Origin of the sequence: Paenibacillus hebaui (assembly GCF_051934385.1) — a bacterium.
GTDB lineage: Bacteria > Bacillota > Bacilli > Paenibacillales > Paenibacillaceae > Paenibacillus.
Genome location: NZ_CP196836.1, coordinates 4,378,759 through 4,392,406 on the forward strand (window position 1 = coordinate 4,378,759; position 13,648 = coordinate 4,392,406).

The window sequence follows — 13,648 nt, forward strand, 5'->3', positions numbered from 1 at the left end:
GAACACCGTCTTCATGCCGCCAAACACCCTTAATTCAGGGCAGTCAGCTGATTTGCATATTGCAATTGTCCGCTGTTCAACCGGCAGGCTTCCATGTTGTACAGTGGTTCGGTCAACGTTGGGTCATGCTGAAGCGCCTGTGCAAATAGTGAACATGCACCATCAGGGTTCTCAAGCTTGGCCTCAATACAGCCCAGGACATTACATACCAGTCCTTTTAATCTCGGTGAGCCATTCAGATGCATGATCCGATGTAAATGTAATCCGGCTTCGGTGACTTGTTCCAGATTAAGATGAGCAAGAGCCAGGTAGAAACGAGTTAGGGCACTCTCCGGATAGTCGGTCACAACTCTGGAAAATTGCATAATCGCCTGCGGATACATCTGCAGTTTGAAATATCCCTGGCCTCGACTGAAACATTCCAGATGAAGTTCAGGCAGAGCCGTCACAGCTTCCTGTTCCGGTTCAAGAGAAGCGGGTTTAACCACTTCCCTTTCCCTTACTTGGCTCATCTTTTCTTCAAACATCAGCCACTCATCAATCATGCAGTCACTCATTCGCTTCAGCAAGTTCCACTTTTGCAGCAATTCCTCTTTGTTCAGGCCTTCAGCGGAAGGATAGCGCTTGATAATTTCATCTAACATGTCGTTCATTTCTGCGAAAACATGCTGGAACATCGTTGCATCCCCACCCTTGAAAAAATGGATTAGTGCAGTGACCTGTACTCATTTTTTGCTTGATGGCCCGATTTCATTCCTCTTACCAGTCGATTACATAATTGTCGCATGAACCTCATGCTTCATCGTTTGCACAGGTTTATTCTGCCCATCTACAAATACAACTGTAGGTTTGTGAGAATTTGCCTCTTCTTGAGACATCATTGCGTAGGAAATAATAATGACCGTATCCCCGGGCTGCACCAGACGTGCAGCTGCTCCGTTCAGACAGATAACTCCACTTCCGCGTGGTCCTGGTATGACGTAAGTTTCCAGACGAGCTCCATTGTTGTTATTTACAATTTGCACTTTCTCGTTTTCCATCAGGTCGGATGTTTCCATCAGATCTTCATCAATGGTTATACTCCCCACATAGTTCAGGTTTGCTTCCGTAACGGTAGCCCGGTGGATTTTGGATTTCATAAGGGTTCTAAACATGGGACAGTACCTCCGATTTTTGCAGCCTTGTATTGTCAATTAATCTTGTTTTACCAAATTTCACCGCAAGTGCAATCAGCAAATCGTCACGTCCTTGAACTTCTTCCTGATCTGCAAGGGGCTCCAGACTTGGAAAAGCCTGAATTTCGGCGTAATCAATCATTGCCAGCGGTGAACTTTCAATGTTCTCACGCAATAAGCGACGGATACCAGCCGCAGTTGTCACTGTAGCATGGTCTACAGCCTCTTGTGCTGCCCGCAGCGCTCTGGATAGAACCAGAGCCTCTTGACGCTGTTCAGCGCCCAGATACACGTTGCGTGAGCTAAGCGCCAGTCCATCATTTTCACGCACGATAGGACAGGCTACAATCTCAACAGGCATGTTTAAGTCGGTAACCATCTGTTGGATCACTGCCACTTGCTGAGCGTCTTTCATGCCGAAAAAAGCACGCTGTGGCTGTACAATGTTAAACAGCTTTGACACTACGGTTGTCACACCATCAAAATGCCCTGGACGTGAAGCGCCGCACAAGTGATCTGTCAAACGGGAAACGGATACGGTCGTTTGCGTAGGCTGTGGATACATCTCTTCAACGGAGGGAATAAATACGATATCCACCCCTTGTGCACGCGCCGTCTCCATATCCCTCGCTTCATCCCGGGGATAGCTGTCAAAGTCTTCATTAGGACCAAATTGAATTGGATTTACAAATATACTTAATACCACGATATCGCTTTGTTGTTTGGCAGCATGCATCAAGCTCCCATGTCCTTCATGAAGAAATCCCATCGTAGGGACGAGACCCACAACGGACTCTCTGGACCGAATCGACTGGCGCATCCAGCGAAGTTCTTGTCTTAATTCTGCGATCGTCCGTAATACTTTCATGAGTTGCTCTCCACCTTTTCTTTATGATGTCCGTATAGTTGATCCAGAACACCGTCAGCAGCATTAAACACATGTTCTTCTGCCGGGAATGAGCGATCCTTAACTTCTTTCACATAGGCTGCAATACTATTGCGAATCAATGTACCCACATCTCCATACGTTTTGACAAATCGTTTGGGAGTGTAGGGAGAAGAATACTGAACTACATCATGGAATACCAATACCTGACCGTCACAGCCTCGTCCAGCTCCAATTCCGATGGTAGGAATGGATACTTCTTCAGAGATCGCTCGGGCAACCTCCTCCGTGACCAGTTCAAGCACAATACCGAAAGCACCTGCAGCCTCCAGTGCCTTGGCTTCGTCCATGAGCCGTTTGGCATCTGCTGCATCTTTACCTTGAATGCGGTAGCCGCCGATTTGATTCACCGATTGAGGAGTCAGTCCAATATGTCCAAGAACAGGGACGCCTGCCTGTACAACTGCTTTGACTGTATCCGCTATTTCGACTCCGCCTTCCATCTTGACTGCATGGGCGTGACCTTCCTGCATCAGGCGACGCACACCCTTCAGTGTCTCATCCACACTGCCATGGTACGTCATAAAAGGCATGTCTGCCACGATAAAGGTATTTCCGGCCCCACGCACGACTGAGCGTGTGTGGTACACCATATCATCGATCGTTACAGGCAGGGTAGAGTTGTAGCCAAGAACCACATTTCCCAGTGAATCACCAACCAGAATCAGGTCAATACCTGCTTCCTCCGCCAAAAGCGCGGTTGGATAATCGTAGGCCGTAATCATGCTAAGCGGCACACCGTCCTGCTTATATTTTTTCATTTTCACAATATTCAATGCTTGTTTGTTCGCCATTTTCTCCATGGCTCCTCTCTTCTTTTCAATTCAAACACAACAAAAAAACCTTTTAGTTTCCACTAAAAAGTCCCGAATAGTCAAAAAAGAGTCACTTGCGATCGTCCCTTCTGTCTCGGTCCTCTTCGGCTCAGAGCAGAATCCAACAACTCACTTCAAACTTATTTTATTCTTGCAATGCCGTCTGCCTGTTTGTATGAACACATCAAAGCAGAACAAAGGCTACTGTTGACGAGTGCAATTCGGTCTGCATTAGCCGATATCGCCTCACGAACACAGTATACCAAAGTTCTGCTCAAACTTCACGTCTTATGTTCAATTTATCAGTGGAAATTCGACAACTTGATCATTATAGCAAGGAAATCTCACCAGAAAAGATGGTCACACGTTCTCCATGCTCTCTCTCCACAATCAACGCTCCGGAAGGATCAAGTCCAATTGCCGTCCCTTCGATGACACCTTGTGGATTAGCCACTTTAATGGCTCGATTCATGGACACGGACAGAGCCTCCCAGAGTGCTGAAATGACACCGAACCCTTCTTTCTGATACAAAAAATATAACTGCTCCAGTTCCGTCAAAATAGCGGCTGCAAGCTTGGTACGGTCAATGGACTGTCCTGTCTCCATCTTGAGTGAAGTAGCAATCGTCATCAGATCTTCCGGGTAATCCTTGGGATCGAAGTTCACATCCACCCCAATACCCGCTATACAATAACGTACCTCGTGATCCTCTACCGTTGATTCAAGCAAAATACCACATACCTTGCGGCCATCAATCAACAGATCATTCGGCCATTTGATGCCCGCATCCGCACCTGTACAGGATCGAACGGCACGACACACCGCCACTCCCGTTAACAATGTAAGTTGTGGGGTATTTTGCAGTGGCAGATCGGGACGCAACAGGACGCTCATCCAGATTCCCTTGCCAGGCGGAGAGAACCATTTACGGCCGAAACGTCCCCGTCCACCGGTCTGCTCCTCCGCAAGCACGACAGCCCCCTCAGCCTGTCCCTGTTCAGCCAATTTCTGAACATCACCTTGCGTGGACAACGTAGAGTTCAATAGAACAGCCTTTCGGCCAAAAGACGTCGTCCCCAGTGCCAGTTGAAGTGCTGTTGCATCAATACTGTCCGGTTTCGTGACCAGGCGATACCCTTTCCGAGATACGGCCTCAAACTCATATCCCAGGTCACGCAGTTTGTTGACGTGTTTCCACACGGCCGTTCGACTGATGGACAGACTGCGACTGATCTCTTCACCAGAAACGAATTGCCCTTCTGCATTCAGTAACATATGTAACAGTTCCTCATGCTTTGTCATCTGCAGCCACCCGCTTCGCTTCGTGAGTCAACGCTTCATGTTGATTCTCTATGTTTCCAATCGCCGTCTCTCTTAACAAGTATTTCATCAACTGTCCAAGCCAAGGTCCACCCTTGCGGTCAAGCAGCTTCAGCACATTCTCACCCGTAATATGCAGATCTTTCAATTCGTGCACCTTCATAGATTGACTCCATTCCAGGGCATTGGATTGTATCACACCGAACTGTGCTTCACTCAAAACCTCTCCGTTACGCCAGCCTGTCGGAAGCAGCGGCTGTAGCAAAGTCCAATCTTCAGCTGCCTGACGACCACAAGCCAAAACGGTGACAATCCACTCCGATCTTAGCGCCTGAATATCTCTCGGCTCCTGAACTACAGCACGGATGTATTGTTCAACTAGAAGAACGCCAGTGATACGTGAACGATCGTCGTTGGAGAATGTCCAATTTCGAAGTAAAGCATCTGCCTCTTCTCTGGTATAATGACCTGCGATCAGCATCAAAGACCAGCGCAGCAGTGCTTCCTCTCCTAACAATTGCTCCAGGTTAATCAGCAGATCCTTATTGAATCTAGAAGAACGGACAGGCGCCTTTACATGCTCCAGTATCTGACTTCGAACCAGTAATTCCAGTCCTCTCAGCGGATGGGGTCCTGCTATCATTTTCACCATCTCGGTACGTACACGTTCCATAGCGATATGTTGGAGTAGATCCTTCTGCCGAACGAGTCCCTTCCAGGTGTTGTAGGCAATTTTGAAATCAAATACCGAAGCAAAGCGAACACACCGAAGCATCCGCAGCGCATCTTCACCGAAACGCTCGACTGCTGATCCCACACATCTGACCCGCCCATCTTGTATATCCAACTGGCCGCCAAATGGGTCTTCAATAGTTCCATTTCTGTCCATGGCCAGTGCATTCATGGTAAAGTCACGTCGCTGCAGATCCTCTTTCACATCTTGGACAAAATGAACGGCTGCTGGCCTGCGATTGTCCTTGTATTCCGATTCCGTGCGAAAGGTCGTCACTTCAAAATAATAACCTCCTGAACGAACGGTAACCGTTCCGTGCTGGAGACCCGTAGGAATACAATCTGCGAACAGTTCCATTACTTGTTCAGGAGAAGCCGAAGTGGTGATGTCCATATCATCCACCCTTCGTTCCAGCAGTTCATCGCGTACACAACCGCCGACCCAATATGCTTTGTACCCTTGTTCATTTAATGTACATAGCACCTGTTCGCTTTGTCGTGCCATTTCATGATCTACCTGTGTCCATTGAACCACCACTTATCACCTCATTACTACAATCAGCCACAGACCGGCTTCAGATTTGGAACTTCTCGTCCCAGCACTCGGTAGTATATTTGTTCATATTCATGCCGAATGGCATCATTGCAAAAATCATGATGGGCCCTTCTCAAACACGCCTCTCTCAAATCTGCCGCCAAACGGTCGTCTGTCAACAAACGAATCGCGTTCTCTGCCATAGATTGTGTGTCTCCAATCGGAGACAAAAATCCGGTTTTGCCGTGTAATACCAGTTCGGGAATACCCCCAGCCTGTGATCCAACGGTTGGCACACCACATGCCATGGCTTCCAGTGCAACGAGTCCAAAGCTTTCCTTCTCTGACGGGAGCATTAGGACATCGGCCATGGAAATCACTTGAGCGATATCATCCTGTTTACCGAGAAAATGAACCTTGTCATTTAACCCCAACTCATTGATCTTCCATTGAATCTTAGGCAGATCCGGTCCTTCACCAACAAATAACAGTTTGGTAGGGACCTGTTCCTGCACCTGGCGGAAAACTTCGACCACATCCTGAGTTCTCTTCACAGGACGGAAGTTCGAGATGTGCATCATTATTTTTTCGTGGGGTGCTGCGAAATCTCTACGCAAACTTGCTGCATCCCGCGGATAATAAATTCTTTTATCAATAAAGTTATACGTCAGATCGATTGGACGCTGAATATCCAGCAATTCAACCGTTTCACGAATCAAATCCTGAGATACCGCCGTAACAGCGTCACTCTCATTAATGGCGAGACGAATCAGATCTTTCAGAGATTCATCCTGCGCAAGTACCGTAATATCCGTTCCATGCAAGGTAGTAACAACCTTTAAGTCCTCACCCACCATTTGTTTCGCCAAAAAGGCACATACCGCATGCGGGACTGCATAATGTACATGCAGCAGATCCAGCTGCTGAGACTTGGCTACTTGAGCCATTTTCGTTGCCAGAGACAGGTCATATGGCGGATAACGGAAGACGTAATAATCGTTGACTTCAACTTCATGATAAAAAATATTCTTCTGAAATGTACCCAATCTGAACGGGATACTATTAGCAATAAAGTGAACCTGGTGGCCCTGTTCGGCAAGCAATTTGCCCAGCTCCGTTGCGACAACGCCAGACCCTCCGAGGGACGGATAACAGGTGATACCAATCTTTAACTTTTGATCCATCCGGTGGACGCTCCTTTAATCTCCCGCGTTCGCAGGTTGATGTAATGCAACGGAAAATGAAATTGATCATTTTTCATAACAAGCTCTATCGTATATTACTGGCGGCTAGGCCAAATTGATTAACCACATAAGGTGTGATGCTTGCGAACCCTTCCGCATAAGGAATAAGGCTGCGCTGTCCGAGCAAGGAATCCCGGGCTCTCACCCGTTCGATATACCCTTGATTGAGCGGAGTGGATACTGCCCCTTCTCCCAATTCGAACTGGGAACGGTAACTAAGCAACGATTTTTCCTTCTGCTCATAGTGTTCCGAAATATCCACAATCAAATCCGTAGGTCCAATATCGTTAATAAAGTAAAAATATAATTCCTTCACCTGAATGGATGGCATGTCAGGCATATAGTTTCGAAGCTTGGCATTAAATACAGCTTCCTGCACAAGCTTGCTGCACATGACATGATCTGGATGACGATCTACCCAATAGGGCGCAAACACCACACGGGGGGCATGACGTCGTATCTCAGCAGTCACAGCTTGAACGTGTTCAGGTGTGATGTACAGGCCTCGATCCGGCAGGCCCAGATTACTACGACACGAAAGACCGAGGACGCGGGAGGCTTGCTCCGCTTCCTCGGCTCTGCGGTCTACAGTCCCGTTCGAAGACATCTCTGCACGGGTGAGATCACACACGCCTACTTTCAGTCCTGCTGCAGTGTGCTTGGCAATCGTTCCTGCCATGCCAATCTCGGCATCATCAGCGTGTGCACCAAAAATGAGAATGTCCAGACTCATTGAGCATCACCAGAATTCAGTCCACCCTCAGGCTTGTATTTATGTACCAGCTCTCTCCAACCAAAATCACCACGGTCGAGTGCTTTAACCAGAATCTCAGCAGTTGCAATATTCGTGGCAAGGGGGATACCCTGCACATCACACAGGCGCAGCAATGCATTAATATCCGGTTCGTGAGGCTGAGCCATCAATGGATCACGCAGGAATATGATCAGATCCATCTCGTTCTGGGCAACCATAGCTCCGATCTGCTGATCCCCGCCCAGTGGGCCGGATTCAAATCGGTGGATGTTCAAAGAGGTTCCTTCCATAATGCGAAGGCCGGTGGTACCTGTCGAGTATAATTGATGGTCTGTAAATACAGGTTCGTAGGCTGTCACGAAGTTAACCATCTCTTCTTTTTTGCGATCATGGGCAATAAATGCTATTTTCAACATGACAATCTCCTTTAATCGATAAAGTGATCAAATCCGTAGATGAGTCCTGTATATTCCATAACCTTCTGAACGCCTATCTTAACACCAGGCATATAACCTGCACGTTCATAGGAGTCATGCCGAATTTTCAGTGACTGGCCATAATCGCCAAATACAACTTCCTGCTGCGCGAATACGCCTGGCAATCGTACACTGTGAATTCTGAAACCGTTGTAATAACCGCCGCGCGATCCTTCGATTGTCTCTTCTTCATTCGGGTTACCTTGGCGAAGTTCCTCTCGGTTTGCTGCAATCAGCTCCGCTGTTTTGATGGCTGTTCCTGAAGGAGCATCCAGCTTCTGATCCCCGTGATATTCAATGATCTCCACATTCGGCATATGTTTGGCAGCCTGTGCTGCAAATCTCATCATCAGAATTGCGCCAATGGAGAAATTCGGGGCAATCAGCCCTCCAATACCTTTGTCCTGACACTGCTTGTCCAACTGTTCAATCTGCTCCGGCGTAAAGCCGGTAACACCCATGACAGGTCTGACGCCATGACGGATTGCAATTTCTGTATGTGCAAAAGCAAATTGAGGAACTGTAAAATCCACCATGACCTGCGGTTTAGTCTCGGCAAAAGCCATTTCGATATCATCAGTCACCAGTACGCCACATTCCGGCAAACCAACAAGTGTTCCTGCATCCGTGCCCGCTCCGGAGCGGTTGACCGCCGCTGCCAGCTCCAGTTCAGGGTCCTGAAGAACCAGCTTCACGACTTCACGGCCCATCCGGCCAGCCGCTCCAATCACGGCTACTCTTATTACTTCACTCATCTTGGCTGCATCTCCTCGCTATGTTGGATCAAATGGTTGAATCCATTTCAACCTGTTGCTCTATCCTTGTGAAATGGATTCTTATTGAATGGACTTCATACGCTGCTTAATTTCCTGTAACAATAGATGCAATTGCCGATTTTGCGGGTCCAGTGACAAGCCATCACGAACGGACCTGGTCGCAAGATCGAATTCGTTCAGATCGCTGTGAGCAAGAGCAAGCATAACATGCGCTTCCAAATACAACGGATCAAGTCTGACTGCCTCTTTCAGCAGTTCTGCCGCTTGCACATAACGTTCATGCGTCCCGGTTCCTGCTTGTTCAAGCAGCGTCTTGGCCTGTGTGCTCAATTGTTTCGCTTCCAGCGTCTGCAAATGCAGAACATACTCCTCTGTCCCCTGAGACAGCTCAACGGCCTTACGGGCGTATTCAAGCGCTGTGCTTAGGTGCTGACTGCGGGCATGTGTAATGGAACAGCGATAATAGAGCTCCGCATGTTCCGGATGAGCATGAATCGCCGATTCAAACCAACGAATGGCCTGCTCAAAATCATTTTGCAAAATACAGCGGTAAGCATGCTGCATATAATCTTCCGGTTTCATCATCCAAGCTGTCCCTCCCCAATCGGGTGATGGTACAGCATATGTAATCTATGCCTAATCGGTGTTTCTTGGAGTCCACCGATTAGCATCACGTGTATTAAATTTATGCATGACTTTGTCGTGTGCCTCCGCCAGATCGATCCCCAGCGAATTGGCAAAACAAATCGTGATAAATAAAATGTCACCGAGTTCAAGCTCAATGGAATTATCTGCTTCGGAAGATTTTTTCGGTTTTTCACCGAATTCGTGATTCACTTCCCGTGCAAGTTCTCCCACCTCTTCAGACATACGTGCGAGCATGGCAAGCGGGCTGAAGTATCCCTCTTTGAACTGGGAGATATAAAGATCAACCTCACGCTGCATTTCTGCGATGCTTTTCTCCATGAGAACGGATTCTCCTTTTGAAATTGTGTCGTATTTGTTCCTAATATATCAGTTATTTAGATTCACTTCCACCATCATAAACTACAAATTATTTTTAAAGAATCGATAAATAGGTATACTAAGATGGGAATGATTGCTTTCTCATTCTAATTTATAATATGGCGAGGGATCTTATGAGCACTTCCAAAACCTGGGTTCAATTCAAATTGATTCTGCCCATCCTGTTGGGTACCGCATTGTATGCTTTTGGACTCCTGTATTTCATCATCCCCAACCAACTCATGGAAGGCGGAGTAACCGGGGTTACGGTCCTGTTAAATTATGCGTTCGGCATCTCTCCTTCACTTACGACTTTGATTGTTAACGTCCCCCTCTTTTTGATCGGACTCAAAATTTTGGGTGGCAGACAGATGATTTATACGGGTGTCGGTATTGGAGCGCTTACGGTATTCCTGTGGTTATTTGAAAAAATGATTCATCTTGGATGGATTGAACCGTTACATACCGAGAACGATCTTTTGCTTGCCGCCCTTTACGCTGGAGTCACGCTGGGTGCTGGTCTTGGCATCGTATTCCGCTGGGGCGGAACGACAGGTGGTTCTGACATTATCGCCCGCATCCTCAACCGAAAGTATGGCTGGAGTATGGGGCGTGTGCTGCTGGGCATCGATTTCATCATTATTGGCATTTCTCTGGTCTACATTCCCAAAGAAAAAATACTGTATACCCTGGTAGCTGTATTTATCGCCTCCAAAGTGATTGACTTCATTCAGGAAGGGGCCTATTCCGCCCGCGCCTTTATGATTATCAGTGACCACGCACCCGAGATTGCAGATCTAATTACTCGTGATATGGATCGCGGCGTAACGCTCATTCCAGCCATAGGGGCGTATTCCAAACAAGCCAAACATGTTGCTTACTGTGTCATTTCCAGACAAGAGTTCAGACGATTGCAGACGATTGTGCGGTCCGTCGATCCTAGAGCATTTGTTATCATTAGCGACGTCCATGATGTGCATGGAGAAGGATTTAAGGAAAGCTGACTTTATTTCAAGTGCGTGTTCAAAAAGATCGGTTTTCAGTACGGAGAAGATGGGATGAAGCTAGAAATGGAGTAGCGGAGCGTAGGGAAAACTACGTGAGCAACTACAATGTTTCCGAAGGAAACAACCTTTGCAAGCATATGCTTATTCGGCTGAATTCCATATTCGATGCTGATGATGCCACTAGGCATCCTTCGTAATCAAAAGCGGACTTTTTGAACAACCTCTTCAAGCAAAAGAAAACCTCCCTTCCATGAGAAGTGCCAACGAGATGGCCTTTTCTGGAGAGTGAGGTCTTTTTTTCATATCGTGATGGAAAACTCGAATTAACGCCGAAACGGAAGAATCCCTTGCTGCTGCGCCCTATATTTACGGTATCCCGCATAACTTAACGCTGCTACGATAACGGAACTGATGAACAATCCTGCCGCTCTACGATTCGGCCCTTGAACAAAAGGCACAAAGGCACTCTCATCCTTTTCACGTCCAAACAACTGGTTCACCAATTCTTCCCCATGGGTTAGCATACTCTTCAATTGTGCAATGTCGGGCTGCTTCGATGTAGTCAGACCTCTCGTATGAGATAACCAGGCGTCCAGCTGGGCGATTTCGTAAGGTTCACGACGAATCATTGCTGCAGGACGAATCGTTTCATAATGCTCCTCCAGAACGGCATAGCGGTTCGCTAATATGGACGCACTTTGCTGCTGATCTGCCGCAGTCGACAGGGCATCCAGATCATTTTTCACAATTTTATAATACTGGAGCCATAAAGGTTTGGCTGGATTGGCGAGACTGTCCGCTGCAAGCCGGAGTTTGGCAGAGGCCTGCTGGAGAGAAGCATCATCATTTTTCACCCTGACGGCCGCTTCTTTCACCTCAACGATGGTCTCGGATAGGGCATGTATGCCTTCTACTGTCGTTTGACCCTCAAAGGATATATGCTCCAGACCTTTACTGATTCGTAAAATGCTGCCTCTCACTTCCTCAATATCATGCTCCAGAGCATGTCGATACAGCAAAGCGGCTTCCTCATTCAGTTGATCGATTGAATTCTTGACGGAGACTTGCTGATCCGTATCTCCATTCACCCCTGTACTTTCCGCTGATACACGGTATGACAAGTTCGTCCAGAACAGTAGAGCCATGAACGACACCACCACTAATCCCGTTCTGATCCTGAACGTTCTCTTCATGGACATCCCTCCCACCATCAATGTATGGCAGGGTCCAGTTCCTTAGAACAAGCTTGGAGCATCAAATCAGGTCCGTCTCGCCTGTCTCAGCGCAAGCCAAGCACACAGAATGCTCACCAGCGTCAGTCCTACAGTGAAATTGCGGACACCATCCAGATGCTCCATCAATGATGCGGGCAGCCAAGGGAAAATGTCGTACGTATAATCCACCGTATCATTAAGCAACGTCCACAAACCAGCGATGACCAATGCACCCCAGCGGAACCCGAAGAATCGTACATACAGCAGCGCTTCAATAGCCATGGCACTATGTGATGCAATCAACATCCAATCCTGCCAATCCTGCGACCCTCCTTGCATCCAGCCTGCAAAAATAATGGATACCGCCCAAACGCCATACTTCACTGAAGTGACTACAGCGAGAGCCTGAATGATGTGTCCGATCCGATTAAGAATCATGGATTTCGGTTTATATAAAATCCACAATAAAGACAGCGTGAAGAACAAGCTCGCTGTGGGACTATCTGGCACAAACACAATTTGCCATAACGGTTGCTGTGCCAACGTATATTCCAATTGACCCCCGTACCATATGTATCCATATACTGTTCCTAGTGCATTACACCAAAATAAAAGCCACAGGAAATAACGGTTTGTTAGAAATTCCCGGCTCCAGAAGTACGATAATGCCACGTTCGCTGCCCCTTCCTTTAAAAAACACTTCAAAAAAACCTGACCGCATAAACGATCAGGTTTCATTGGTTATTTCGATTTTACTGTTCTGCCTTCTGTTTCGCAAGCCATTCCGCCAGGTGATTGATGTCATCATCTGTCAGTCCTTGAGCAATAGCTTGGTCGTATTGAGGTGGCATCGTATTATATCCTTCTTTGATGATTGTCAGGATTTCTTCCTGGCTGTGTTTGTCACCTACACCCCGAAGTGAAGGTCCACCTGCTCCCTTCATATCGGCCGCATGACAACCAATACAGCCAGCCTTTTTGAACGTTTCCATCGCCGGGTCATCCTTGTCCACGATCGCCACTTCTTGTTGCTGACCTGGCGCATTTGAGGTAGGCAGCCCCTGTTCATGTTTCTCCAGCGCTTCTTCCTCACGCTGAATATGTTCCGGCTTCTGACCGTTTGCTTCCAACTCATGCTCGTAGTGTGTCCACGCAACATTGGTCAGATAGAACACGGAAATAATCGACAGGATCATGAGCGATGATGCAATGGGACGTCTGTAAAAGCGCCGTTCTTTACCTGTATCCAGAAACGGTGCGAGTAACAAAGCGCCGAAGGCAACTCCGCTGACTCCCAGTACCCCCAGCAGGACATAATCGCCTGATGCATAGGGGTATTTCAGATACTGGTACAGAAAAAGGAAATACCAGTCCGGCATCGGGATTACCGATGCACTAGGATTGGCCGGATAACCCAGAGGTGCAGGTTCCGAAATCGTTAATACCAAAATACCCACCAATACAACGACACCAACCATCCATTCCTTCAGCAAAAAGTTGGGGATAAAGGCCTCTGATTTGCCGGGATACGCCGTGTAGTCTGGTGGAGTGATAAACCCCGCCCCTTTACGGACGCGTGAATCCCCGACGAAGATAATCTTTTCTTGATCATCGGACTTGGGTCCGTGAGCCATTTCGATTCCTCCCT

Annotated in this window: 16 protein-coding genes; 1 reads left to right on the plus strand and 15 read right to left on the minus strand. The window is 47.6% G+C overall.

Going from position 1 to position 13,648, the window contains the following annotated elements:
• Positions 1-29: 29 nt before the first annotated feature.
• The 12 genes from ACR32F_RS19270 to ACR32F_RS19325 all read right to left on the minus strand — a co-directional run bounded on the left by ACR32F_RS19270 (position 30) and on the right by ACR32F_RS19325 (position 9,740).
• The gene (locus ACR32F_RS19270; RefSeq protein WP_440109764.1) at positions 30-677 is read right to left on the minus strand and encodes a tetratricopeptide repeat protein; all 648 of its coding nucleotides are present in this window, start codon (positions 675-677) and stop codon (positions 30-32) included.
• Between the two features lie 93 nt (positions 678-770).
• Positions 771-1,154, minus strand: a complete 384-nt coding sequence (panD, locus tag ACR32F_RS19275) for an aspartate 1-decarboxylase (protein ID WP_440109766.1) — start codon at positions 1,152-1,154, stop codon at positions 771-773.
• Positions 1,147-1,995, minus strand: a complete 849-nt coding sequence (gene panC, locus ACR32F_RS19280) for a pantoate--beta-alanine ligase (protein ID WP_440119953.1) — start codon at positions 1,993-1,995, stop codon at positions 1,147-1,149. The genes panD and panC overlap by 8 nt, the downstream gene beginning before the upstream one ends.
• Positions 1,996-2,039: 44 nt before the next feature.
• Entirely contained in the window at positions 2,040-2,915 is an 876-nt protein-coding gene (gene panB, locus ACR32F_RS19285) for a 3-methyl-2-oxobutanoate hydroxymethyltransferase (RefSeq protein ID WP_440109768.1), read from the minus strand.
• 349 nt (positions 2,916-3,264) lie between these two features.
• The gene (locus ACR32F_RS19290; RefSeq protein ID WP_440109770.1) at positions 3,265-4,239 is read right to left on the minus strand and encodes a biotin--[acetyl-CoA-carboxylase] ligase; all 975 of its coding nucleotides are present in this window, start codon (positions 4,237-4,239) and stop codon (positions 3,265-3,267) included.
• A complete protein-coding gene (locus ACR32F_RS19295; RefSeq protein ID WP_440109772.1) occupies positions 4,226-5,524 on the minus strand; it encodes a CCA tRNA nucleotidyltransferase in 1,299 nt (432 codons plus the stop codon). The genes ACR32F_RS19290 and ACR32F_RS19295 overlap by 14 nt, the downstream gene beginning before the upstream one ends.
• A gap of 23 nt (positions 5,525-5,547) precedes the next feature.
• The gene (gene bshA, locus ACR32F_RS19300; RefSeq protein ID WP_440109774.1) at positions 5,548-6,708 is read right to left on the minus strand and encodes an N-acetyl-alpha-D-glucosaminyl L-malate synthase BshA; all 1,161 of its coding nucleotides are present in this window, start codon (positions 6,706-6,708) and stop codon (positions 5,548-5,550) included.
• A gap of 85 nt (positions 6,709-6,793) precedes the next feature.
• The gene (bshB1, locus tag ACR32F_RS19305) at positions 6,794-7,501 is read right to left on the minus strand and encodes a bacillithiol biosynthesis deacetylase BshB1 (RefSeq protein ID WP_440109776.1); all 708 of its coding nucleotides are present in this window, start codon (positions 7,499-7,501) and stop codon (positions 6,794-6,796) included.
• Positions 7,498-7,938 (minus strand): methylglyoxal synthase, encoded by a 441-nt coding sequence (gene mgsA, locus ACR32F_RS19310; RefSeq protein ID WP_440109778.1) that lies wholly within the window; start codon positions 7,936-7,938, stop codon positions 7,498-7,500. The genes bshB1 and mgsA overlap by 4 nt, the downstream gene beginning before the upstream one ends.
• Before the next feature lie 11 nt (positions 7,939-7,949).
• Entirely contained in the window at positions 7,950-8,753 is an 804-nt protein-coding gene (gene dapB / locus ACR32F_RS19315) for a 4-hydroxy-tetrahydrodipicolinate reductase (protein WP_353881601.1), read from the minus strand.
• Between the two features lie 81 nt (positions 8,754-8,834).
• The gene (locus ACR32F_RS19320) at positions 8,835-9,359 is read right to left on the minus strand and encodes a tetratricopeptide repeat protein (protein WP_440109780.1); all 525 of its coding nucleotides are present in this window, start codon (positions 9,357-9,359) and stop codon (positions 8,835-8,837) included.
• 51 nt (positions 9,360-9,410) lie between these two features.
• Positions 9,411-9,740: a nucleotide pyrophosphohydrolase gene (locus ACR32F_RS19325; RefSeq protein ID WP_440109782.1), complete on the minus strand. Its 330-nt coding sequence runs from the start codon at positions 9,738-9,740 to the stop codon at positions 9,411-9,413.
• A 173-nt stretch (positions 9,741-9,913) separates the two neighbouring features.
• On the opposite strand from ACR32F_RS19325, the gene ACR32F_RS19330 reads away from it, so the two are divergent.
• Positions 9,914-10,783 (plus strand): YitT family protein, encoded by an 870-nt coding sequence (locus ACR32F_RS19330; RefSeq protein WP_440109784.1) that lies wholly within the window; start codon positions 9,914-9,916, stop codon positions 10,781-10,783.
• Positions 10,784-11,109: 326 nt separating this feature from the next.
• Here ACR32F_RS19330 and ACR32F_RS19335 read toward each other — a convergent pair whose 3' ends face one another.
• The 3 genes from ACR32F_RS19335 to ACR32F_RS19345 all read right to left on the minus strand — a co-directional run bounded on the left by ACR32F_RS19335 (position 11,110) and on the right by ACR32F_RS19345 (position 13,634).
• Positions 11,110-11,979, minus strand: a complete 870-nt coding sequence (locus ACR32F_RS19335; RefSeq protein WP_440109786.1) for a sporulation protein YpjB — start codon at positions 11,977-11,979, stop codon at positions 11,110-11,112.
• A gap of 66 nt (positions 11,980-12,045) precedes the next feature.
• The gene (locus tag ACR32F_RS19340) at positions 12,046-12,672 is read right to left on the minus strand and encodes a DUF1405 domain-containing protein (protein WP_440109788.1); all 627 of its coding nucleotides are present in this window, start codon (positions 12,670-12,672) and stop codon (positions 12,046-12,048) included.
• A gap of 80 nt (positions 12,673-12,752) precedes the next feature.
• A complete protein-coding gene (locus ACR32F_RS19345; protein ID WP_440109790.1) occupies positions 12,753-13,634 on the minus strand; it encodes a c-type cytochrome in 882 nt (293 codons plus the stop codon).
• Positions 13,635-13,648: the final 14 nt, after the last annotated feature.

Excerpts from the sequence above, each read along its gene's own strand:
- ACR32F_RS19270 (WP_440109764.1), bottom strand. The coding sequence starts at position 677 with ATGTTCCAGCATGTTTTCGCAGAAATGAACGACATGTTAGATGAAATT.
- bshA (WP_440109774.1), bottom strand. The coding sequence starts at position 6,708 with ATGGATCAAAAGTTAAAGATTGGTATCACCTGTTATCCGTCCCTCGGA.
- bshB1 (WP_440109776.1), bottom strand. The coding sequence starts at position 7,501 with ATGAGTCTGGACATTCTCATTTTTGGTGCACACGCTGATGATGCCGAG.
- panC (WP_440119953.1), bottom strand. The coding sequence starts at position 1,995 with ATGCGCCAGTCGATTCGGTCCAGAGAGTCCGTTGTGGGTCTCGTCCCT.
- panD (WP_440109766.1), bottom strand. The coding sequence starts at position 1,154 with ATGTTTAGAACCCTTATGAAATCCAAAATCCACCGGGCTACCGTTACG.
- ACR32F_RS19345 (WP_440109790.1), bottom strand. The coding sequence starts at position 13,634 with ATGGCTCACGGACCCAAGTCCGATGATCAAGAAAAGATTATCTTCGTC.
- ACR32F_RS19320 (WP_440109780.1), bottom strand. The coding sequence starts at position 9,359 with ATGATGAAACCGGAAGATTATATGCAGCATGCTTACCGCTGTATTTTG.
- dapB (WP_353881601.1), bottom strand. The coding sequence starts at position 8,753 with ATGAGTGAAGTAATAAGAGTAGCCGTGATTGGAGCGGCTGGCCGGATG.
- panB (WP_440109768.1), bottom strand. The coding sequence starts at position 2,915 with ATGGCGAACAAACAAGCATTGAATATTGTGAAAATGAAAAAATATAAG.
- ACR32F_RS19330 (WP_440109784.1), top strand. The coding sequence starts at position 9,914 with ATGAGCACTTCCAAAACCTGGGTTCAATTCAAATTGATTCTGCCCATC.
- mgsA (WP_440109778.1), bottom strand. The coding sequence starts at position 7,938 with ATGTTGAAAATAGCATTTATTGCCCATGATCGCAAAAAAGAAGAGATG.
- ACR32F_RS19290 (WP_440109770.1), bottom strand. The coding sequence starts at position 4,239 with ATGACAAAGCATGAGGAACTGTTACATATGTTACTGAATGCAGAAGGG.
- ACR32F_RS19335 (WP_440109786.1), bottom strand. The coding sequence starts at position 11,979 with ATGAAGAGAACGTTCAGGATCAGAACGGGATTAGTGGTGGTGTCGTTC.
- ACR32F_RS19325 (WP_440109782.1), bottom strand. The coding sequence starts at position 9,740 with ATGGAGAAAAGCATCGCAGAAATGCAGCGTGAGGTTGATCTTTATATC.